Source organism: Helicobacter bilis (genome assembly GCF_900198365.1).
Taxonomy (GTDB): domain Bacteria; phylum Campylobacterota; class Campylobacteria; order Campylobacterales; family Helicobacteraceae; genus Helicobacter_A; species Helicobacter_A bilis_B.
The window spans coordinates 1-21,790 of sequence record NZ_FZMS01000035.1 but is presented as its reverse complement, the minus strand read 5'-3'; the positions used below and the strand labels follow the sequence as shown (position 1 = coordinate 21,790).

The following is a 21,790-nucleotide window of genomic DNA, read 5'->3' as shown; positions in this document are numbered from 1 at the left end:
GAATGATGATTTTAGATTCTTTTTGTAAAACTTTCACATATAAAGCTTTTTCTCAAAAACTCTCTATCATAGGATCTTCATCAAGCATATTTACTCGATAGTTCTCTTACAAGCTTCACTAAAGATATAGCATTCTCACGCGGTAAGTCTTTAATCATGCCATGTCCAAGGTTAAAGATATGCCCAGAATTACGCATAACTTCAAGGATAGAGATAACCCCCTCTTTCATAGAAGAATAGTCATAAAGCCTTGCGGGTTCAAGATTACCTTGCAATACAAAGCGATCACCCGCCTTTTCTTTTGCTTCTTTCATATCAATCTGCCAGTCAATGCCTAATACATCAAACTTGCCGTGAAGAGATTCTAAAAATGCACCAACACCGCGAGGAAATGCGATGAGTGGAATCTGTGGAAATGTAGCCTTAAGATAATTTGCAATATCCTGCAAATAAAACCAACCAAACTCTAAATACTTACTTTTTTCTAACGCATTCGCCCATGAGTCAAAAAGCATAACTGCATTTGCCCCTGCTTTTATTTGCATACTCAGATATTGCTTTATCTCTTCTGTGAGTTTTTGCAATAAAGCATGTAAGAGCTTTGGATTTTGATACAACATTTTTTTACTTTTTTCATAGCTTTTACTGCCATGTCCCTCTATCATATATGTAGCAAGGGTCCATGGCGCTCCACTAAAGCCAATCAATGCTTTATCTTTTGATAATCTTTTTCGCACAGAATCTACGCATTCATACACATAAGAAAGTCTAGTATGTGCGTTTGACTTTAGCATACCTAAACTCTCTTCATCAGTAATTGTTTGTAAAAATTGTGGTCCAAACCCCTCTTTAAACTCTAAAGGAAGCCCCATCTCATAAGGAATGACTAAAATATCGCTGAATAAAATCGCCGCATCCACATCTAAAATATCGATAGGTTGCAGTGTAACCTCTGTGGCTAAATCCACTCTTTGACATAAATCAATAAAATTTTTAGCCCTCTTTCTTGTCGCTTTGTATTCATCTAAATAGCGTCCTGCTTGTCTCATCATCCATATGGGCGTATAGGGCGTTTTTTTTCTCAAACATGCGTCAATAAAAATCATTTAGAATCCTTAGTATAGCATTTAGGATATTGTAGTGTGTGAATATGTGTAGGCGGTTAATATAATAGGCATTGTTTTTCAAGCAATTAATCAGAATCTTCATAAAATATCTCTTAAGTAGCGATCGGATTCTTTACCTATTTGCTAGTATTGATAAAAATCTCAATGCAAGCACACTATAGATAATACATCGTAACAAATACAAAAATATTTGCTATAATACGCGGATATTTTACAAAATCTTGGAGAAACAAGGTGAATCAAAAATTAGAACTTATGGGGCATGTTATCGCTGGATACCCTGACACACATTCGTGTATTCGTGCGGCGACGGGGATTTTGCGGGGAGGTGCAACATATTTGGAAGTGCAGTTTCCATTTTCTGATGGCAATGCAGATGGCGTATTAATACAAAGTGCGAGTGATTATAGTTTGCGTCATGGATTTATCCCTCAGCATGGATTTACCATTATTGATACACTTGTGAAAAATACTTCAAAGCACATACTTGCAATGACTTATGCAAATATTGTATTGCAGTATGGAGTAAAAGATTTTGTGAGTGATCTTGTAAAATGTGGTGCTTATGGTGTTATTATCCCAGATTTTGGTTTTGGTGAAGAAGATTTTGGCATGAGGGAGTTATGCAGGGAACACAACATATATTTTATTGAGTTAATCGCTCCGCTTACATCACAAAAGCGTGTGAGAGAAATCGCAAGTCAAACACTCGCGCCATTTCTTTATGTCATTGCACGCAATGGATTAACAGGGGGTCAAACACTCATTAATAGGGAAGTTCTTGAGTATATAGAAGATGTGGCTGAAATCTGTGCATTAGAAGAAAAATCAATTATGGTTGGTTTCGGTATTAATCATGCAAGTCAGCTTACCTTATTGCAACATAAAGTTTATGGTGTTGTTGCGGGGAGTTATTTTGTTGATATTATTAATAAGAATCAAGATAGCGAGAATCTTTTGGAGATTTTACAAGATTCCACGCAAAAGCTTTTAGCGTGTGAGTAGTTCTATCCCTTTATGCAGTGCATCTTCACCGCACGATGAAGAATAAAAATGAATTATTTGAATTTGAAGTTGCTAAATCAGCAGTTACTATACAATTTACGCAAATAGCATACAATATGCAAATTTCTACAAAATGGATATGAAATGACAGAAAAGAAAAATAATGAACTCAAATTTATGTTTATTGTGCTAGTTGTAGCATGTGTGCTATTTGTGTATGATGTGGAGTTGTATGGCGATGTGTTTCAATTTTTAGCACTTTATTTAGGCATTATTATTTTAGTGTATGAAAAAAATATAAAACGCGTGATTATGCTATCTATTGCAGCTGCCTTTGTTGTTGGCGTTGTTTATGCGATAAAATTTGGGTTTATGCAGTTGGCATCTCATAATACAGATTATGCTTCAATATCACTTCGCCCATACGCATTTAATGGGACACCTAGCATATATGATTATAATGGTTTTCCAAGCGGACATACTGCTGCTGCATTTATTGCGGTGGGATTTGCATTGCGTTTTTATACTAAAAGATGGATTATATTTTTAGCCCTGCTTGCTATCTTAGTGCCACCATCAAGGGTGCTGACATTATGGCATACGACTATACAAGTAATTGCTGGTGGGATTTTTAGCTTAGTTATCACTTATAGCGTTCTTGTTGTATTGCAAAAGATTCCATATTTTCGCAATGCGTAATTAATATATAAGGAAAGTTATGGATTCTAATGGTATTTTATTTCAATTTAGCTCTTTTGGGGAGAGTCATGGCGAGGGTATTGGTGGCATTGTGAGTGGTATGCCATCTGGCATAACTATTGATTATGCGTTTTTAGAATCTGAACTCGCAAGAAGAAAAGGTGGCTCTAAATTTGCAACACCAAGAAAAGAAGATGATGCTTTTCAGATTCTAAGCGGTGTGTTTGAGGGCAGAAGCACAGGGACTCCCATTGGCTTTTTTATCCCCAATATGAATGTGCGTAGCAAGGATTACACAAAGATTAAAGATGTGTTTCGCCCATCTCATGCGGACTTTACTTATTATCATAAGTATGGATTTAGAGATTATCGTGGTGGTGGCAGAAGTAGTGCTAGAGAGAGTGTAGCGCGAGTGCTTGCTGGTGGTTTGGCAAAGCTGCTTTTAAGGGAGTTTAATATTGAGATTCTAAGTGGTATTACGCATGTAGGTAACATAGGCACGGCTAAGAAGAATTTTAGTCGAGATGATTTTATGAATGCTAGAGAGAGTGCTATATTCGCCCTTGATAAAAGTAAAGAAGAAGCCATGCAAGAAGAGATTTTGAGTGCAAAAGCAAAGGGTGATAGTGTGGGTGCAAGTGCTTTAATCTCTGTTTTTAATGTGCCTATTGGACTAGGAGAGCCGCTTTCCTATAAGCTTGATTCTATACTTGCAAGGGATCTTATGGGGCTTAATGCGGTAAAAGCAGTAGAGATAGGCAGCGGCATAGAATCTACAAAGATGTATGGCTCTCAAAATAATGACTATATGGATAAAAATGGTTTTATGAGTAATAATGCTGGTGGGATTTTAGGTGGTATCTCAAATGGGAATGACATTATCATTAAAGTGCATTTCAAGCCCACGCCTAGCATATTTTGTGCGCAAAAAACAATAGATATACACAATAATGAAGTAGATATAAAGTTGCAAGGCAGACATGACCCATGCGTTGGTGTAAGGGGTAGTGTAGTGTGTGAGAGTATTGTTGCCCTTGTCTTAGCTGATATGTTGCTACTTAATATGGGTGCAAAGCTAGAGAATCTTAAAAAGATTTATGGGTGAGTTAGTCTGGACTACTATTTCACAAAATACATACCTTATATGCTGATAGAACACAATGTAAATATCTCTCTTTATGCTATGTTGTTGCACCTAATTTAAATCCTTTATAAGCATTCTTTGAATATTTATTTATAAAATTTTATATGTTGTAATTATTTGTCTTAATTTATGTATTTTTTACTCATTTTGCTTCTCATATATGCAATCATATTTTCATAATTAATAATTTTTTACAATATTCATTCTTGTTAATAAATCGTTTTTTTTTTTTTGTATTATCACGCAATTTTGAATTTAGGAGTTTTTATTATGGGTTTTTTAGATACACTCAAACGCAACAAGCCTGCACGCAAAAAAGATATTTTGAAGTTAATAGACTTTAACAAAGATTATAGTGAGCTTATCTTGCGTGCCTTAGCTGATCCAAATGGTTTAGGAAAGCTTGATGCTATGATGCATAATGCCTATATGCCAAGGCATTACTGGGAGATTTTTCATCAAATGTATGTGTATGGCAATGCTTACAGCAACGATGGAATAGCACAAAGGGAAATTTGCATTGATTGTGGTGGGCATATTGGTGTATTTACAGATGTTGCCCTGCATTGCGGTGCGATTGTGTATGTCTTTGAGCCAAACAAATATCTTTTTGCTTTTTTACAGAACAAATATAGGGATAATCCAAATGTGATATTACATAATCAAGCGGTTTCAAATAGAAATTACCAAACACAATTTTTGATTGATGAATATGGTGAGTTATCGCAGGGAAATCGCATTGTAGAAAGCGTGAATCATACGCAAAAATCCTATGAAGTAGAAGTCATTGACTTAAGTCAATATATTAAAGAGCATATCCTGCCAAAGCACAACAAGATAAGTTTTTTAAAGCTTGATGTGGAGGGAAGTGAATTTGACATTATGGAATCTTTACTAGGACAAGACTTGCATAAACATATAGGCTATATTGCTTGTGAGACGCACGAGAGATTCTTTAGTGATGGGGAAGAAAAACTAGCAAAACTTAAACAAAGCATAGAAGAAAAATCCGCAAAAAATGTGTTTTTAGATTGGATTTGATTCTGTGTTTTTAGTATTTTCTTATGTTTTGCCTTCATGGCAAAAATAGACTAATTAAAGCTTTTAAGATTCTAAACTATAAAAACTAGATACGGAAAGTTTTTACAAGCAATAAAATCTTCTTAAAATATATGAGATTCTATTGTCCTGCCACTTAGATTCTATTTCATTAAAGTGGATTTAGAATCTAGCTATTAACTTCAGCTAAAAACTACAACGCAAATAAATCACTAAATTCATTAAACGCCATAGATTCTAGCTTGGCTTGATTTTCACAAACTGCCTTAATCTGCTCGCATTTTTTGGGGCTAAGTTTTAGGGCGATATTGCGTTCAAACTTCGCCACAAGCACAGGGATTCCTTCAGCCCTTCTGCGTTTATGCCCGATAGGATACTCCACTTCTACCTTTTCGCTCTTGCTACCATCTTTGTAGAAAATCTGCACCGCATTAGCGATGGAGCGTTTATCTGCTTCTAAATACTCGCGTGTATATCGGTCATCTACTTCTACTACCATTTTATCACGCAAGGCGTCAATGCGTTTATCACTCGCCACAGAGTCTTCATAATCTTCAGCGGTTAGTCGTCCAAACACAAGCGGCACAGCCACCATATATTGAATGCAGTGGTCTCTATCAGCTGGGTTTGCAAGCTCGCCGACTTTGTTGATGATTCTGTGTCCAGATTCTTGCGTGGTAATCACAATCTTTTCAATAGAATCTAGCCTGTCTTTTACTTCATTATGCAGTTTCAAGGCACATTCTACGGCAGTTTGCGCGTGGAACTCCGCTGGGAAGCTGATTTTAAACAGCACATTTTCCATCACATAGCTGCCAAATTCTTGCGGGATAGTGAGCTTTTTGCCTCTCATTTTCACATCTTCAAATCCCCAAAACTCCGCGCTTAGCGCACTTGGATAGCCCATTTCGCCACTTATTGCTTTCAAGGCTAGATTTACACCCCTTGAGCTTGCATCCCCTGCTGCCCAGCTTTTGCGTGAGCCTGTATTTGGTGCGTGGCGATATGTCCGTAACGCCCCGCCATCAATGAAAGCGTGGCTTACTGCGTTTCGCACTTCTTCAAAGCTCCCACCAAGCATAGCACACGCCACAGCAGTAGAAGCGATTCTAACAAGCAGCACATGGTCTAGCCCCACTTTGTTAAAGCAGTTTTCTAACGCCAACACGCCTTGAATCTCGTGTGCTTTAATCATCGCACTTAGCACATCTTTGACTTTCAAAGGCTCTTTGCCTTCTGCGATATTTTTGCGGCTTAGATAGTCAGCTACCGCCCAAATCGCCCCTAGATTATCGCTTGGGTGTCCCCACTCTGCGGCTAACCAAGTGTCATTAAAATCAAGCCATCTAACCATAGCTCCCACATTAAACGCCGCTCTCTCTGGCTCTAGCTGATAGCTAGTCCCCGGGATCTTTGCTCCCAAAGGGCGAAACTCCGCGCCTTCTACAACAGGTCCTAGAAGCTTAGTGCAAGCTGGAAAGTTTAATGCCAAAAGTCCGCAACCTATGGTATCCATAAGGCAGTATCTCGCCGTCTCATACGCTAAAGGGGAGTTAATCTTATACTCCAACGCATAGCGCGCAATTTTTGTTAGCAACTCATCAAATTCTGGTCGTTTGGTATCCAATGTTCCCATATCAGCACTCATTGTGTTCTCCTTGTAGTAAAATAGAAAATTCACCCTTGTCTATCCATTTGCAAGATTTAGGGATTTTTAAGATAGTCATTACCCTTAAGGTAACTCCTACCTTAAAAATCCCTAAAAACTCACAAAATAACAAGCAATGGCTAGAATTTGTGTTTTACAAATCTACATAAATTTGTAAAGTTATAGAATCTAGATTCCAGATTCACCGCCGCTGATTGCCAAGCTAAATATTTAAACTCAAGCCACCATTTGTGTGGCAGGGTTGCATAAAAGCTAACACGCCCACACGCCGCCTAAGCGGAAGTATTTGCGAGGAAAAATCGTGGTTTTCAAATGAAAAAGCGAGAAGCTACCTAAGCGGTAGTGCCGAAGCTTTTGAGTGCAGAATCCACGATTTTAACCGCAAAGACAACGCGCAAAAGATTAACGCTTATCCATAGGGATAAACGCCTTATTCTCCGGTCCTATATATTCCGAACTCGGACGGATTAGCTTATTATTCCCCCTTTGCTCAAAGATATGTGCCAGCCACCCTGCCGTGCGTGAAAAGATAAAAATCGGCGTGAAATACGACGTGGGAATCCCCATGAAATGATATGTGCTTGCACTATAAAAATCAAGATTAGGAAAAAGCTTCTTTTGATCCCACATTACCTTTTCTATGGCTTCACTGATTTGATATAGCCCCTTTGTGTCTTTCACATCATCACTCAATCTTTTACTCCACGCCTTAATCACCACATTTCGCGGGTCTTTCTCCACATATACGCGATGTCCAAAGCCCATAATCTTATCTTTTCTAGCAAGTTTGTCTAGGATTCCCTGCATTGCTTGCTCTGGTGTATTAAATTCAGAAATAAGCTCCATTGCTGCTTCATTCGCACCGCCGTGTAGTGGTCCCCTTAACGCCCCAATCGCCCCTGTGATTCCCGCATACACATCAGACATTGTCGCAGTAATCACCCTTGCGGTAAATGTAGAAGCGTTAAACTCGTGTTCTGCATAGAGAATGAGACTAGCGTGCATAGCCTTTACCCATAGCTCTTTTGGCTCTTTTTGGTGCAAGGATTCTAGAAAATACCCAGCGATAGAATCTTGCTTAGATTCTGTGCTTATTTCTTTACCGCTTGTGTGATAATGATGCCAGAAAGTCAGCACACTTGGGAAAATCCCTAAAAGCCTTGTGCCAATTCTCTGCTGATTTGGAAAAGATGCTTTAAATACATCATATTCTTCTCTCTCCAAACAACCAAGCGTAGAACAAGCTGTCCGCATAATATCCATAGGGTGTGCATCTTTTGGCAAAAGTTTTAGCACTTCTTTTAGCTCTTTTGGTAAGCTCCTAGCAGCGATTAGCTCTTTTTTAAAAGATTCTAGCTCTGCCTTATTTGGTAGCTTTTCTTTTAATAGCAAGTATGCCACTTCCTCAAACTCACAATGCTCGGCTAAATCATAAATATCATATCCTCTGTAATTTAGCCCGTGTCCTGTGCCACAAGTGCAAATCGCGGATTCTCCCGCACTTATCCCTGCTAGTCCGCCGACTTTTTTTGCTACTTTTTCCGTTGGTGCTGCCATTGTTGCTCCTTTCTATTAAAGTATCTTTTGTAGATTATTTTTTGCTTTTAAAAAGCGTATCTAGCTTTTGCTCATACTCGTGGTAGCCAAGCATTTCATAGAGTTCATCTCGTGTTTGCATAGAATCTATGCTATTTTTCTGTGAGCCATTGTTAATAATGTCTTTAAACACCGCTAAAGCCGCCTTATTCATAGCCCTTGCTGCTGAGAGTGGGTAAAGCACCATAGAGATGCCCACATTTGCTAACTCATCACGCGTGAAATAAGGCGTTTTGCCAAACTCTGTGATATTTGCAAGAACTGGCACTTTTATCACTTCAGTAAATTGCTTATACTCCTCTAGCGTATGGATTGCTTCAGCAAAGATCATATCCGCCCCTGCTTCCACATAGGCTAACGCCCTATCAATTGCGGCTTGTTGCCCCTCACTTGCGTGCGCATCAGTCCTTGCCATTACCACAAAGCTAGAATCTAGCTTTGCATCCATTGCCGCTTTTATCCTATCACACATCTCTTCTTTGCTGACAAGCTCTTTATTTGGGCGGTGTCCGCAGCGTTTTTGTGCGACTTGATCTTCTATGTGGCAGCCTGCTGCTCCACTTCGTGTTAAGTCTTTAATCGTCCTAGCGATATTAAACGCCCCACCCCAGCCAGTGTCCGCATCTACAAGCAAGGGCAAATCACTCACTGCCGTGATTCTACGCACATCAATACACACATCTTCTAATGAGCTAATGCCAAGATCAGGCACCCCTAAGCTCATCGCCGCTAATGCTCCGCCACTTAGATACAAAGCCTTTGCACCGCTTTTTTGTGCTTGTATAGCAGAGTAGGCGTTAATCACGCCTATGATTTGCAAAGGATTATTTTCCTTTAATGCTTCTCTAAATTTCTGTCCTGCTGTTTTCATTTTGCCTCCTTTATGGTTTTAGATTTTGGGTAGCCAAGATTTGCCAATGCTTTCTCAATCTCTGGTAGCACACTAGAATCTTCAATCGTGCTAGGCATTTTCCATTCATTGCCATCGGCAATATCACGCATTGTGCCGCGCAGGATTTTACCACTTCTAGTTTTTGGCAGTCGTGCTACCACTGCTACAATATGCAGTGAAGCCACCGCACCAATCTCTTCTCGCACAAGCTGCACAATGCCTTCGCACAAGCTTTGTGTATCTCTCTCTAGCCCATCTTTTAGCACGACAAAGGCAAGTGGAATTTCGCCCTTTAGCTCATCATTTACACCAATTACCGCACATTCCGCAATATCTGGGTGCTTAGCAATGGCTTCTTCCATACCGCCAGTTGAGAGCCTATGCCCTGCGACATTGATAACCCCATCCATTCGCCCCATTACAAACACATAGCCATCTTTGTCAATATAGCCGCTATCACCGGTGAGATAATAGCCCGGATAGTGATTAAGATAGGAGTTTTTATATCTTGTATCATCGCCCCAGATTCCCATTAGGCACGCAGGGGGCAGGGGCAGTTTAATCACAAGATTGCCTAGCTTACCGGCTTTGCACTCCTTACCTTCATCATCTAGCACTTTTAAGTTAAATCCGGGCATAGGCTTTGTAGGAGATCCGTGTTTTACAGGCATTTGCTCTAGTCCTAGCGGATTTGCCGCTATCGCCCAGCCGGTTTCTGTCTGCCACCAGTGATCTATTACAGGCTTTTGCGTCAGCTTTTCAATCCATTTTAGCGTATCACTATCGCACCGCTCCCCAGCGACAAATACCGCTATAAGTGAGCTAATATCATACTTTTTTAGCCATTCGCCTTTAGAATCTTCTTTTTTAATCGCTCTAAATGCCGTTGGTGCGGAGAACAAAATATTGACTTTATATTCTTGCACCACTCGCCAGAATGCTCCCGGATTTGGCGTTTTAACCGGTTTCCCTTCATATACAATAGTCGTGCAGCCATTCATCAAAGTGCCATAGACAATATAGCTATGCCCCACAACCCAGCCTACATCACTTGCCGCCCAAAAGACATCACCGGGCTTTGCGTTGTAGATATTATCCATAGACCACTTCATCGCCACAGAATGCCCACCATTACTGCGGATAACACCCTTTGGCTTACCAGTAGTCCCAGAAGTATAAAGCACATAAAGCGGATCAGTGGCATCAACAGGCACACACTCTACTGGTTCTGTTTTTTCCTCTTCACTCTCCCAATCCACATCACGCCAAGGCAGCATATTAGCCCTCTCTTGTGGGCGTTGCCAAATAAGACAAGTGGTAGGCTTATGACTAGAGCTTTTTATCGCCTCATCAAGTGTTGGCTTATACTTAATCACGCGAGAAACTTCTATCCCACAAGATGCACTCATAATAACTCTAGGCTTTGCATCTTCAATCCTAGCGGCTAACTCGTGTGCGGCAAATCCACCAAAGACCACACTATGGATCGCCCCAATCCTAGCACAAGCAAGCATTGCAATCACTGCTTCTGGGATCATAGGCATATAGATAAGCACTCTATCGCCTTTTACCACGCCTTTATTGACTAAGATTCCAGCGGTTTTTGCCACTCTTTTGCGTAGCTCTTTATAAGTGTAGGACTTTTTTGTATTGGTTACAGGTGAGTCATAATGCAATGCCACTTGATCGCCTCTGCCATTTTCTATATGTAAATCAAGGGCATTGTAGCAGGTATTCATACACCCGCCAACAAACCAGCGATAATGATCATTTACTACATCAAGCACCTTATCCCATTCGTGATACCAATGCACTTTCTTAGCGGCTTCCGCCCAGAAAGATTCTGGATTTTCAATGGATTGTTTATACACTTCTTCATATACTGACATCTATATCTCCTTTAAGTAAGATGAAAGGTTTTTACGCAAATTTGATAGCATGATTACAAACCGATTCTTAGCAAATAAAAATATTTTATGTAAAGAAAAATGGTGATTAACAGAAAATTTATTTTGGGAGAAAGAATTTTGTAATAAAAAAGTTATGATACAAATTTTTATAATATAAAGTGAGTTAAAGTTAGAATCTCTATTTAAAGCATTGAATATTTTTTTACAAAAAATGCTATCTAAAACACAAATGCAACACATATTTGTCCTTTGTATTCCTACTTTTATAACTTTATTGCTTTTTTATGCCTTTTCCTAGTCTATCTAATTTTTAACATTTTTGTCAATAATTGCTTTTTATTTTGTATAAAATTTTTTATTTGCTAAAAATTATCCATGAGAGATATTGTAAGAAAATTGCGATAAATTACCACTACAACCTTATTTGCTATTACAAATGATACATATAAAATAGATATAATTTTATGTGATAAAAGGTAAAATTTTATAGTAACATATTGTAACAATATAGAAAAAGGAATACTTATGTTTGTTGATAGTGTATCAATTTTTATTGGATCTGGACATGGTGGGGCTGGTGCGGTTAGCTTTAGAAGAGAAAAATTTGTCATTCAAGGCGGTCCTGATGGTGGCGATGGTGGTCGCGGTGGTGATGTGTATTTTTTAGTGGATAAAAACACAACTACACTTGCAAAATTTCGCGGACACAAAAAGTTTTTAGCTGGGAATGGAATGCCCGGTATGGGTAAAAATTGCAATGGAAAAAAGGGTAAAGACATAGTCATTAAAGTCCCACCCGGCACACAAATAATTAATGAAGAAAATAATGAAATACTGCTTGATTTACTCATAGATGGAGAGAAAGTAAAATTACTTAGTGGCGGTAAAGGTGGGCTTGGCAATACGCACTTTAAAAATGCGAGTAATCAACGCCCAACTTATGCACAAAAAGGACTACCGGGCGTATCCTTGCAGGTGCGTTTAGAACTAAAATTAATCGCTGATATAGCCCTTGTTGGATTCCCAAATGTTGGCAAATCAAGCCTTATTTCCACAATCACAAATGCACGACCAAAAATCGCTGATTATGCCTTTACTACGCTTATCCCAAATCTAGGTGTAGTGGATATTGATGACTTGCATTCATTTGTTATCGCTGATATTCCGGGCTTAATACAGGGGGCTAGCACAGGTAAAGGGCTTGGCTTACAATTTTTACAACATATAGAACGCACAAAGCTATTACTATTTATGCTTGATTCTTCATATTCTACTATGAATATAACACAACATATTGATACACCATTGCCACAAGATTCTGATATAGAATCTTTATTTGCCACACAGGACTTAGCACATAAGGCTTTGCTGAATCAATTTAGTGTGCTTTACAACGAGCTTTTATGTTACGCTCCAAAACTTGCAAATCGCCCTTATGCGATAGCCTTTACAAAAAGCGATGTAGAGCTATATGAGAGTTTTTGCGACTTTTCTTTTAAACAATATGAAAACTTGCAATTGCAAACAAAAGCCTATATTTCACAACCACTGCTTGACTTTATAGAGAATGGAATCTCTATGGATTCTATAAAAGATGATATAAGCAAAGAAGAAAATTTTATCAATAATGAAAAAGGCAAAGACAACTCAGCACCAAAACCCCCACTTTTCATTCTGCCTATATCAAGTGCTACACATTGTAATTTAGAATCTCTAAAAACTTTGCTTTATTTTGCATTGCAGGGGATTGGGTAAAGCTAGTAATCTTGTGTGGGTTGTAAAGCAGATATGGCATAATAGAATCTAAATTTTATAGTATAATTCCCATTTATTTGTAGAACCTTGTTGCCTTAGTCTTATCGAACAATATTGCTGTAACAAGATTCAAAAGATTCTAATTTTTAAGGGGCTGATATGAAAAAAAGTAGTAATATTTTTAAGTTTGGCTATATTTAGCTATGCTGATGTAGCAAGTGATGCGATAAGGTGTGATTATTATGGTTGTTTAGAAAATATGAAACACTTTTAAAAAAGCTTTGTGATAATGGAAACAAAGAAGCATGTAACACTCTATCTAAACTTTATTATAGAATACATGATTCAAGCAATGGCGACTACTACGCATGTAAAGCAGGTGTTAGCGAAATGTGTGATGGTAGTGAATCTACAGATTCAAATGAAAGCAGTAAAACAAAAGATTCTGTAAATGATGAATCCAGCACAGAGAAAGAACCAAAAATCTGTGAAAGCAATGAAGATAGAATTAAAGGGTGTATAGAAATCATTGATGAAAGGTATATCAAGAAGTATTATTCCTTATAAGAACGGCAATATAAATGGTGTTGGAATAAGCGAAATGAATTCCTTTGGGGATAATTATAGGTTTGAAACAACATATAAAGATGGTGAAATAGAGGGTGTTACAAAAAGCTATAAAAACGGACAATTAACATCTGAAATGATGTATAAAGATAGTAAGCAATGGGAAGGATTCAGTAAAAAGTATCATGAAAATGGTTTATTGAAAACAGAGGTTTTTTACAAAAATGGTATGCGACAAGGAACACAAATTTGGTATAATCAATATGGAAATATAGAAGCTGAAGTGCATTACGCAGAAGGCAAACCACATGGACTTATAAAATATTATCGTTACAATAAACTTTTATGGCAAATCACCGCTCAAAAAGGAAAACTTGTAAATGGAAAATGTATGAGCGGTAAAGCCCTTACAAACTCGCATTTAACAAAAGTTAAAAACGACATTGAAAAAGGTGAAATAGATAATTTGTACACTCTTTGTCAATAAACCTTGCAATCCATTTAGCTACTTATATGCTATATATGAGAATGAATTGTGATGATAATCTAACAAAATGATTTAAACATTTTTATACTACAAAACTGCCATATATTTAATATCTTAAATCCATAAAAATCATAGGCATGTTTTGTTTAAAAGCATTATTTTGTATGCGTTTATGTAAAGAAGTAATCATGTCTTTATTATATTGTGTGAGCTTTGTTATATCCCCCTTAGCTTTTTCATAAGATTCTAAAAATGGGTCTATTTCATCATAGCTATATCCTAATTCATTTTCATCTGTTTGCCCTGCATATAGGTCAGCACTTGGGGCTTTATCTATAATTTGCCTTGGAATCTCTAAGAGTTTTGCTAACATATAGATTTGTGTTTTATAGAGATTCCCTATAGGATTTATCGCACATGCTAAGTCGCCAAATATTGTGCCATAGCCTAGCATAATCTCTGTTTTATTGCTTGTGCCTATGACTAGTCTTTGCTCCATTTGTGCGATATGATAGAGTGTTGCCATACGCATTCTAGAGCAGAAATTACCACGAGATAGCTGTGTGTGATCCTTATAAAGATTACAAAATATAGAATCAAAATCTTTAATTGGCAAAATAGCATAATCTATCTTAAAAGATTCACACAAAAGAATAGAATCTTCAATACTTTCCTTGCTAGAACTTGTTGATGGCATAAGCAAAGCCTTAGTATTACCACACAAAGCCTTATGGCATAAAAGCGTAACAACCGCACTATCAATGCCACCACTAAGCCCAATAACTACTTGCTTAAAGCCACGATTTTTAACCTCATTTTGTAAAAATGTAAATATAGAATCTAGAGTCTTTTGTGTAAGCTTTTGCATGCAAATCCTTTATTGCAATAAATAACGAAAATGATTTTAAGTTAAGAAATATGCCATTTTAACAATTTTTCTCAAATAAGTATGCGAATATAATATTGCTTTAAGTGTTTTTTTATTAGAATATTAGAGTTTTTTTGCGTTTTTTCTACGCAAAGGCAAGAATTTGAGATTTGTTTATTTCTTTGAAGGAGAAGATAATGGCTGATGTGAAAAGGCGAGATTTTCTTGGCATGGCACTTGGCGGTGTAGCTGGTGCTGGTGCTATCGCTGCACTTGTTGCTATGAAAAAAACTTGGGATCCATTACCTAGCGTAGTTTCAGCTGGTTTTACCACCGTTGATGTTGCGGGTATGCAAGAGGGTGAGATACGCGATACACAATGGCGTGGTAAGCCTGTATATATTATGAAAAAGAAGTCTGGCGATGAGATTTCACCTGCTAGAGATTTTGAGTTAGCTGGTGAGTATTATTGCATAGGTATTAAGATTTGCACGCATTTGGGCTGTATTCCAAACTGGAAAGCTAATGAGAATCTTTTTCATTGCCCATGCCATGGCGGACAATTCACAGGTGATGGTGTGAATATCGAGGGGACGCCACCACCTAGACCTTTTGACATTCCTCCTTTTGCGATTAAAGGCGATACGACTTTAATATTAGGTGAGAGTGGCACAGAGTATGAAGCAATGCTAAAAGCTTCAGGTAATGCGTAAGGAGAATGTATGGCACAAGTAAAAAAAGCGAAAAATCTAGCTGATTGGTTTGACCAAAGACTTGGGACTAATAAGCTTATTGAAGTAATGATGACAAAATATTGGATTCCAAAAAATATTAACTGGCTGTGGGCTATGGGTGTGGTTTTAACTGCACTTTTTACCTTGCTTGTTGTAAGTGGAATCTTCTTGCTTATGTATTATAAGCCTGATGAGAATCTTGCCTATGATTCTGTAAATTATACGATTATGCAGGAAGTTGCATTTGGCTGGCTATGGCGACATATACATGCTGTTGCGGCTAGTATGGTATTTGTGATTATTTACATTCACATGTTTGTGGCTATTTATTATGGCTCTTATAAGAATGGTCGTGAGATGATTTGGATTAGCGGTATGGTGCTTTTTGTTATCTTTTCTGCTGAAGCGTTTAGTGGTTATATGCTTCCATGGGGACAGATGAGCTATTGGGCGGCTGCGGTTATTACAAATCTTTTTGGTGGTATCCCTTTAATTGGTAGCGATGTTGTAGAATGGGTGCGTGGTAACTATGTCGTAGCAGATTCTACACTTACAAGATTCTTTATGCTACATGTGTTTTTATTGCCAGTAGTTATCATGGGTGCTATTGCAATGCACTTTTATGCGTTAAGAAAACCGCATGTTAATAATCAAGAGGGTGAAGAAATAGACTTTGAAGCAGAAGCAGAAAAATACATGGCAGGAAATAAGAAAGAAGCTAAAGTTATCCGCTTTTGGCCTGATTTCTTATGTAAGGATATTTTTATCATATCGCTATTTATGATTCTATTCTTTGCCCTAGCTTGTTATCATTTTGATTTTGCTATGGATCCTATTAACTTTGAGCGTGCAAATCAGTTGGCAACACCAGCCCACATTTATCCAGAGTGGTATTTCTTATGGAGTTATGAAGTATTGCGTGGGATCTTCTTTAGTGCGAATCTTGGCTTAGTATTCTTTGGTATTGCACAAGTTGTATTCTTGCTACTTCCTTGGCTTGATAGAAGTAATGTTGTAAAACCTGCACATAAGCGACCCGGATTCCTTATATTCTTTATCTTACTTATCATTGACTTGATAGTGCTTACTGTATATGGGAAGTTACCACCAGATGGTAATGCAAAATACATTGGCTTAGTTGCCTCTGTTAGCTTCCTTGTGTTGCTTTTTATCGTATTACCTATGGTAACTATGGCAGAAAATAAAAAAGGCGGTGAATAATGAGAGAGTTTAAAATATTTATTATAGTTGCCTTTATTATAGGCGTTATGTATTATGGCGTTGAGCCTTTAGCACACCATGCAATGCATCCGCCTACTGCGGCTAGTGATTATGCTTTTAAAGATTTAGAAAAGCTTGGCAATATAGATGTAGCAAATGGTAATGTTGAGAATGGTAAAAGTGTATTTGCAGCACAATGTACGAGCTGTCATACTCTTAATTCACAACCAGATGCAGATCTTAATATAAGAAATCCAAAGACTTTGCAGCCAGTAGGTGAAGGTGGTGTATTGCCCCCTGATTTATCAAATGCAGGGCTTATTTATGATTCTACTTATCTAGCACATTTTATTAAAGACCCAGTCCGTGCTACACGCTTGGAATCTAAGTTTGCAGTTTCATGCGATGGCTTAGAGAATGAAGCACTTGAGAAATGCGACATATCTAATGAGGGCAAAGAATCTTATCCTATGAATGCGTTTAATGGTGCGATAAGTGATTCTGAAATCGCTGATGTCGTAGCCTATCTTAAGTCAATCGCACCTAAAAGTTTAAGTGATAAAGAAGTATTTGTAGAAGCATGTAGCAGATGTCATAGTGCTGTGTATGATAAGAATCAATATGATTCTATGTTTTTTGCTAACCATAACGCAAAGATAGAATCTCTTATTAAACAAGGCGAGGGCAAAGAAGAAGCAGAGTTCATAGAATCTCTTAATGATGAAGATAAAGCGTTTATGAATGCCCTGCTTGGTATGGCTAAAGCAAAAGAAAAGAAAGATATAAGTGCAGAGAAACTTGATGAAGAAAATGGTACTCTCAATGAAGCTATTAATGCAAAGACTTTTGAAGACTTTGGTGGTGCTTTAAGTGTGCTTAACGCTTCACTTTTAGAATCTAGCTTTAATAAAGCAGGGCTTCATGCAGCAACAGATTCTGAAATGATTAAGGCGTATTTAGGTAATACACCACCTGATTTATCCATGATGATTAGGGCAAAAGGTCGCACAGAGTTAGCCGCATTTATTAATAATCCGCAAAAAGTGCCTTTGATTGACATTCAACAAGCAGTTATTAATAAATTGGTAAAAAATAAGCAAGATGAAGAGAAAGCTGCATTACCTGCTGATTTAAGTGAGAATGACAGAAAAGCAAAAATCAAAGAGATAAATGCTAGAGATGCAGCTTATTATGGTGTTAAATTGCCTGAAAATTCTATGAAAGATTCATGGCAAAGTAGTGAAGATTACACAAATATGGCAAAAGATATGGGTGTAATGCCACAAGGTAAGGCAATGCCTAGAGTAGGTCTTACAAAAGAGGCGGAAACACAAGTTATAAACTACCTTGAGACAATCGGCGATAGCAAAAAAGCTCAAAGAGATTCTCTTGGATTGTGGATCATTGGCTTCTTTGTATTGCTCTCAGCCCTTGCATATATGTGGAAAAGCAAGATTTGGAGAGACTTACACTAATTAAGATTCTATCCAACTAATCCCCACTTAAGTCTAAGGCTATAGTAGCCTTAGCAAGGAACACTTTTTATGAATACCCCATACATAATCTTAGCTACAAATAATAAGCATAAACAACAAGAATTTAAACATGCCTTAAACACAGAGATTCTAACCCCAAACGATTTGGGTATATTAGACTTTGATCCTATTGAGTGCGGAGAGACATTTGAAGCAAACGCAATGATTAAAGCAGAAGCACTCTATCACATACTGCAAACACATGCAAATATACCCCAACACTACATTGTTATCGCTGATGATAGCGGACTATGCGTAGAAGCACTGCAGGGGTTGCCCGGTATATTCTCTGCACGATATGCACATATGCAAAATGGCAATACGGAATGTGGAAACTCAAGTGATGCGGATAATAGAGAAGCCCTAAAAGCTGCATTAAAAGAGCATGGAATCTGGGGTAGCAAAGCCTATTTTCAATGCAGCATTGCCTACATTATCCATGATGAAGCAAAACAAAAAAATATACAAAATGTTGTTAGTGGACAATGTCATGGCATTGTAGCGATTAAAGAAATGGGAGTGCATGGATTTGGATATGATTCTATGTTTTATAGAGATTTCTCGCAAGATGAGATTCTATCGCTTGATTTTACATTACCCACTGACAACAAAATAACAGCCTTAGAATCATTACAGCATTCACTTGCCACGCTATCATTAGAACAAAAGATAGAGATTTCACACCGCGGACAAGCTATACAATCCTTATTAAAAGCATTTTTGGCATATTTTTAGTAGATTAAAAGTTTTGTCTTAATCTTTAGAGTAGGCTATGGAATCTAATGTATATTTTCTGAATTCTAGTTGCATATTTTAACAATGGGTTGTGATATGCTGGAATACAACTTTATGGAATCTCGATTAGTTTTATGTTATTATTCCAAGACTTCTATATCTCCATAATATGCTATCTCTTTAAATACAGAATCGCAAACAAAGATACACAACACAAAAACTACATTTGCTCCATAAAGCTTGCAGTGCGTGTGAGTTTTGCAAATTTAACCCCAAGTAGTCCGCTAATCTCTATACACAGCTTTTCAATATCTTCTTTCTTACCTTTAAGGATAATGGTTTCAAGGCAATTATGATGATCGACATGCACATGCGTTGTGCAGATAATTTGCACTAAATGATTATTATGTTCTATTTCATTCTTTTTTTGATTTAGCCCCCTTTGATGATGATCATAAATCAGCACCAACACGCCTAAATGTTCTTTTGTCCCCTCACTCTCGCCTTTATCCCATTTTTCATCGACTAGCTTTTCGCGTATCATATCGCGGATAAGCTCAGAACGCGAAGTATAGCCATTCTGCGTAATCTTATTATCAAGCTCATCAAGCAACCCCAATGGCAAGGACACAGAAAAACGAATAATTGAATCTTTATTTTCTTGTGTTTTTTCACTCTTTACCTGTCGCATATCTATCTCATTTTATTTAGAATCTAGTTTATAAATCACTCAAAAACTTGCATAATTATAGCAAACTCTATATAAATTAAATATTTCATAGCTATATTACAAATGAAAAGCTAACAACACTTAGCAAAGTTTTAAGTAAAATTACAAAATATTATCAAACCACGAAAGCAACACAATGGCACATAAAGATTTAAAGCGTTATGTCTATGCAAATATTCATACAGACCATTTTCTACATAATCTAAAGCTGATACGCGAATATGTGCCACAACGCACGCATTTAATGCTAGTCTTAAAGGCTGATGCGTATGGGCATGGTGCATTAAAGTTGGGAAAACTCGCCCTAACACACGGAATCTATCAAGTAGGTGTTGCCACTTTTGATGAGGCAATGGAGCTAAGAGAGCATTTAACACAGGCTAAGATTCTAGTCTTGGGATATACGCCGCCTTCTGTCGTTGATGAGGCGATTAAGCATGACATTGAGCTATGCGTATATGATATAGACATGGCAAGAGAGCTAAATAAAAGTGCAAAAAGACAGAATAAACAAGCAAAAATACATATCAAGCTTGATACTGGTATGAATCGAATTGGCTATCAATGCGATTCAAAAAGTCTCAATGAAATCCACGAGATAGCAAAACTCTCAAATGTTTTTATACGCGGTATCTTTACGCATTTTGCGAGTGCAGATTGTGATTTGGGATATTTGAATCTGCAGTATGAACGATTTTGTGCTTTTGTATCTTTGCTTCCTAAGCATGAAGATACACTGCTACATTGTGCTAATAGTGCAAGCATTATGAATGCGAGTAAAACGCATTTAGATATGGTAAGACTTGGTATCATTGCCTATGGTTTAAAGCCATCTTTTGCGGTGGATATGCAAGGCTTAGAATTAAAACCTGTTATGAGTTTTAGAGCGCATATCGTGCATATCAAAGAGGTTGATGCGAATGAATGTGTGAGTTATGGTGGCACTTTTATCACACATAAGAAAACTAAAATCGCTACATTACCAGTGGGCTATGCTGATGGATATATGCGACTTTTATCTAATAAAGCAGAAGTTTTAATACGCGGTAAAAGAGCAAGGGTTATAGGTAATATCTGCATGGATCAATGCATGGTTGATGTGAGCGATATAGAAGAAGTGAAAGTGGGAGATTGTGCTGTGTTGTTTGGCTATGATGATTTTGGCAATATTCTTAGCGTAGATGAGCTAGCCGCACACATAGGCACGATTAATTATGAGCTTATCTGTGCAGTATCAAAACGCGTCGCAAGGGTGTATGTGTAGTGTAAGATATTTACTTTATTAACTCATGCATTGATTAATTAATAATATGTGTTGTTTGTGTAAATAAAATAAATATTACAAAATAAACATTGATGCTGTTTGGATTGTTGAGTGTGTGCGGGAATAGATGTTAGATTATGCATGTTAATATTTGTATGCAAAGCATACCTTATAATATACCCAACACATTTTTGTCTGCGTCTTATGTGTATTTTTTTTGAATGTATTCTAAAAAAGGATGCATAAAAACATTACTCATGTTTAAAGTTAGGTTTTATGTGCTTAAAAGGCATATAAAACTACACAATAAAGATTATAAATCTATTGGTAAAAGTGTTCAAAAAGTTTGGAATTCTCTAGTAAAAGCTGGTAACAAAGCCAATGACGTATCTAAGCTATCTAAAGGCTTAGATGTGGCAAATAAATTTGCCGCACCCGTTCAAGCTGCTACAAGCGTTGTTGGTTTAGGTATGGATATATACAATACCATAGAAGCAAATAAGCAGATGAAAGAGCAAATGGATTTAGCTAGAAAGAATTTTAACTTAGAGTTAGAAAAGCAGCAAAAATATGAGTTAGCTAATAATCAATTAGCCGCAAGTGTTAATAAGGCTTGGGGTGGTAGTGGTGAAGTAGCCCCCCCTACGATAGATTATACAAAATATGCAAATTATGATATGGAACAAAATAAGGCAGGTCATTGGGAAAATAAGTTGGGTGCTAGTAGTTTGGTTGCTGGGGGTGCTGGTAGAGATGAAAACGGTAACCCCACGTATATGGGTGCTAACTCTAG

Annotated in this window: 20 protein-coding genes and 2 pseudogenes; 15 read left to right on the top strand and 7 right to left on the bottom strand. The window is 37.4% G+C overall.

The window, feature by feature from the left end; genetic code table 11:
- Window positions 1-80 precede the first annotated feature (80 nt).
- Window positions 81-1,106: a uroporphyrinogen decarboxylase gene (gene hemE / locus C6H08_RS05360; protein ID WP_034563684.1), complete on the bottom strand. Its 1,026-nt coding sequence runs from the start codon at window positions 1,104-1,106 to the stop codon at window positions 81-83.
- Window positions 1,107-1,361: 255 nt separating this feature from the next.
- On the opposite strand from hemE, the gene trpA reads away from it, so the two are divergent.
- From trpA to C6H08_RS05340, 4 genes are all read left to right on the top strand, one after another.
- Complete coding sequence (gene trpA / locus C6H08_RS05355) at window positions 1,362-2,132, top strand: tryptophan synthase subunit alpha (RefSeq protein ID WP_034580396.1); 771 nt, start codon at window positions 1,362-1,364, stop codon at window positions 2,130-2,132.
- 144 nt (window positions 2,133-2,276) lie between these two features.
- The gene (locus C6H08_RS05350) at window positions 2,277-2,831 is read left to right on the top strand and encodes a phosphatase PAP2 family protein (protein WP_034563682.1); all 555 of its coding nucleotides are present in this window, start codon (window positions 2,277-2,279) and stop codon (window positions 2,829-2,831) included.
- 19 nt (window positions 2,832-2,850) lie between these two features.
- Window positions 2,851-3,936 (top strand): chorismate synthase, encoded by a 1,086-nt coding sequence (aroC, locus tag C6H08_RS05345; RefSeq protein ID WP_034563680.1) that lies wholly within the window; start codon window positions 2,851-2,853, stop codon window positions 3,934-3,936.
- Window positions 3,937-4,245: 309 nt separating this feature from the next.
- Complete coding sequence (locus tag C6H08_RS05340) at window positions 4,246-5,016, top strand: FkbM family methyltransferase (protein WP_034563678.1); 771 nt, start codon at window positions 4,246-4,248, stop codon at window positions 5,014-5,016.
- A 211-nt stretch (window positions 5,017-5,227) separates the two neighbouring features.
- Here C6H08_RS05340 and prpD read toward each other — a convergent pair whose 3' ends face one another.
- Window positions 5,228-6,682, bottom strand: coding sequence for a 2-methylcitrate dehydratase (prpD, locus tag C6H08_RS05335; RefSeq protein WP_034580398.1), 1,455 nt, complete (start codon window positions 6,680-6,682; stop codon window positions 5,228-5,230).
- A 251-nt stretch (window positions 6,683-6,933) separates the two neighbouring features.
- On the opposite strand from prpD, the gene C6H08_RS11265 reads away from it, so the two are divergent.
- Complete coding sequence (locus tag C6H08_RS11265) at window positions 6,934-7,122, top strand: hypothetical protein (protein ID WP_034563674.1); 189 nt, start codon at window positions 6,934-6,936, stop codon at window positions 7,120-7,122.
- On the opposite strand, the gene prpC is transcribed toward C6H08_RS11265, so the two are convergent.
- From prpC to C6H08_RS05320, 3 genes are read right to left on the bottom strand one after another with little or no spacing between them, the layout of a single operon-like run.
- Window positions 7,106-8,260 carry a bifunctional 2-methylcitrate synthase/citrate synthase gene (gene prpC, locus C6H08_RS05330; RefSeq protein WP_034580400.1) on the bottom strand — a complete coding sequence of 385 codons (1,155 nt, stop codon included), beginning with the start codon at window positions 8,258-8,260 and terminating at the stop codon, window positions 7,106-7,108. The two genes, C6H08_RS11265 and prpC, sit on opposite strands and share 17 nt — an antisense overlap.
- 34 nt (window positions 8,261-8,294) lie before the next feature.
- Entirely contained in the window at window positions 8,295-9,170 is an 876-nt protein-coding gene (gene prpB / locus C6H08_RS05325; RefSeq protein ID WP_034563669.1) for a methylisocitrate lyase, read from the bottom strand.
- Complete coding sequence (locus C6H08_RS05320; protein ID WP_034563667.1) at window positions 9,167-11,080, bottom strand: propionyl-CoA synthetase; 1,914 nt, start codon at window positions 11,078-11,080, stop codon at window positions 9,167-9,169. Before C6H08_RS05320 ends, prpB begins: the two co-directional genes overlap by 4 nt.
- A 546-nt stretch (window positions 11,081-11,626) precedes the next feature.
- Here C6H08_RS05320 and obgE point away from each other — a divergent pair.
- The 3 genes from obgE (at window position 11,627) to C6H08_RS05300 (ending at window position 13,910) form a co-directional block, all read left to right on the top strand.
- Window positions 11,627-12,856 carry a GTPase ObgE gene (obgE, locus tag C6H08_RS05310; RefSeq protein ID WP_034579279.1) on the top strand — a complete coding sequence of 410 codons (1,230 nt, stop codon included), beginning with the start codon at window positions 11,627-11,629 and terminating at the stop codon, window positions 12,854-12,856.
- 246 nt (window positions 12,857-13,102) lie between these two features.
- Window positions 13,103-13,423 carry a hypothetical protein gene (locus C6H08_RS05305; RefSeq protein ID WP_034563660.1) on the top strand — a complete coding sequence of 107 codons (321 nt, stop codon included), beginning with the start codon at window positions 13,103-13,105 and terminating at the stop codon, window positions 13,421-13,423.
- Window positions 13,389-13,910 (top strand): toxin-antitoxin system YwqK family antitoxin, encoded by a 522-nt coding sequence (locus C6H08_RS05300; protein WP_052092811.1) that lies wholly within the window; start codon window positions 13,389-13,391, stop codon window positions 13,908-13,910. Before C6H08_RS05305 ends, C6H08_RS05300 begins: the two co-directional genes overlap by 35 nt.
- Window positions 13,911-14,016: 106 nt before the next feature.
- On the opposite strand, the gene C6H08_RS05295 is transcribed toward C6H08_RS05300, so the two are convergent.
- A complete protein-coding gene (locus tag C6H08_RS05295; RefSeq protein ID WP_034563658.1) occupies window positions 14,017-14,778 on the bottom strand; it encodes an NAD+ synthase in 762 nt (253 codons plus the stop codon).
- Between the two features lie 197 nt (window positions 14,779-14,975).
- On the opposite strand from C6H08_RS05295, the gene petA reads away from it, so the two are divergent.
- The 5 genes and pseudogenes from petA to C6H08_RS05275 all read left to right on the top strand — a co-directional run bounded on the left by petA (window position 14,976) and on the right by C6H08_RS05275 (window position 19,003).
- On the top strand, window positions 14,976-15,491 hold the full coding sequence (gene petA, locus C6H08_RS05290; protein ID WP_005217860.1) for a ubiquinol-cytochrome c reductase iron-sulfur subunit: 516 nt from the start codon (window positions 14,976-14,978) through the stop codon (window positions 15,489-15,491).
- A gap of 9 nt (window positions 15,492-15,500) precedes the next feature.
- Complete coding sequence (locus C6H08_RS05285; protein ID WP_005217858.1) at window positions 15,501-16,733, top strand: cytochrome b; 1,233 nt, start codon at window positions 15,501-15,503, stop codon at window positions 16,731-16,733.
- A pseudogene (locus C6H08_RS12545) lies at window positions 16,733-17,260 on the top strand (c-type cytochrome); the annotation flags it as partial. The gene C6H08_RS05285 and the pseudogene C6H08_RS12545, both read left to right, overlap by 1 nt.
- Window positions 17,261-17,683: 423 nt before the next feature.
- Window positions 17,684-17,779: pseudogene (locus tag C6H08_RS12540) on the top strand (cytochrome c1); the annotation flags it as partial.
- A 498-nt stretch (window positions 17,780-18,277) separates the two neighbouring features.
- Window positions 18,278-19,003, top strand: coding sequence for a non-canonical purine NTP pyrophosphatase (locus tag C6H08_RS05275; RefSeq protein WP_034579276.1), 726 nt, complete (start codon window positions 18,278-18,280; stop codon window positions 19,001-19,003).
- A gap of 220 nt (window positions 19,004-19,223) precedes the next feature.
- Here C6H08_RS05275 and nikR read toward each other — a convergent pair whose 3' ends face one another.
- Entirely contained in the window at window positions 19,224-19,694 is a 471-nt protein-coding gene (gene nikR, locus C6H08_RS05270; protein ID WP_052092805.1) for a nickel-responsive transcriptional regulator NikR, read from the bottom strand.
- A 175-nt stretch (window positions 19,695-19,869) separates the two neighbouring features.
- Between nikR and alr the strand changes: the two genes are divergently transcribed.
- Complete coding sequence (alr, locus tag C6H08_RS05265; RefSeq protein WP_034579274.1) at window positions 19,870-20,997, top strand: alanine racemase; 1,128 nt, start codon at window positions 19,870-19,872, stop codon at window positions 20,995-20,997.
- Between the two features lie 413 nt (window positions 20,998-21,410).
- The coding region (locus tag C6H08_RS05260) for a hypothetical protein (RefSeq protein ID WP_158656814.1) at window positions 21,411-21,790 on the top strand (380 nt) is incomplete at its 3' end.

Excerpts from the sequence above, each read along its gene's own strand:
- hemE (WP_034563684.1), bottom strand. The coding sequence starts at position 1,106 with ATGATTTTTATTGACGCATGTTTGAGAAAAAAAACGCCCTATACGCCC.
- C6H08_RS05350 (WP_034563682.1), top strand. The coding sequence starts at position 2,277 with ATGACAGAAAAGAAAAATAATGAACTCAAATTTATGTTTATTGTGCTA.
- aroC (WP_034563680.1), top strand. The coding sequence starts at position 2,851 with ATGGATTCTAATGGTATTTTATTTCAATTTAGCTCTTTTGGGGAGAGT.
- C6H08_RS05340 (WP_034563678.1), top strand. The coding sequence starts at position 4,246 with ATGGGTTTTTTAGATACACTCAAACGCAACAAGCCTGCACGCAAAAAA.
- prpD (WP_034580398.1), bottom strand. The coding sequence starts at position 6,682 with ATGAGTGCTGATATGGGAACATTGGATACCAAACGACCAGAATTTGAT.
- prpC (WP_034580400.1), bottom strand. The coding sequence starts at position 8,260 with ATGGCAGCACCAACGGAAAAAGTAGCAAAAAAAGTCGGCGGACTAGCA.
- prpB (WP_034563669.1), bottom strand. The coding sequence starts at position 9,170 with ATGAAAACAGCAGGACAGAAATTTAGAGAAGCATTAAAGGAAAATAAT.
- C6H08_RS05320 (WP_034563667.1), bottom strand. The coding sequence starts at position 11,080 with ATGTCAGTATATGAAGAAGTGTATAAACAATCCATTGAAAATCCAGAA.
- obgE (WP_034579279.1), top strand. The coding sequence starts at position 11,627 with ATGTTTGTTGATAGTGTATCAATTTTTATTGGATCTGGACATGGTGGG.
- C6H08_RS05300 (WP_052092811.1), top strand. The coding sequence starts at position 13,389 with ATGAAAGGTATATCAAGAAGTATTATTCCTTATAAGAACGGCAATATA.
- C6H08_RS05295 (WP_034563658.1), bottom strand. The coding sequence starts at position 14,778 with ATGCAAAAGCTTACACAAAAGACTCTAGATTCTATATTTACATTTTTA.
- petA (WP_005217860.1), top strand. The coding sequence starts at position 14,976 with ATGGCTGATGTGAAAAGGCGAGATTTTCTTGGCATGGCACTTGGCGGT.
- C6H08_RS05285 (WP_005217858.1), top strand. The coding sequence starts at position 15,501 with ATGGCACAAGTAAAAAAAGCGAAAAATCTAGCTGATTGGTTTGACCAA.
- C6H08_RS05275 (WP_034579276.1), top strand. The coding sequence starts at position 18,278 with ATGAATACCCCATACATAATCTTAGCTACAAATAATAAGCATAAACAA.
- nikR (WP_052092805.1), bottom strand. The coding sequence starts at position 19,694 with ATGCGACAGGTAAAGAGTGAAAAAACACAAGAAAATAAAGATTCAATT.
- alr (WP_034579274.1), top strand. The coding sequence starts at position 19,870 with ATGGCACATAAAGATTTAAAGCGTTATGTCTATGCAAATATTCATACA.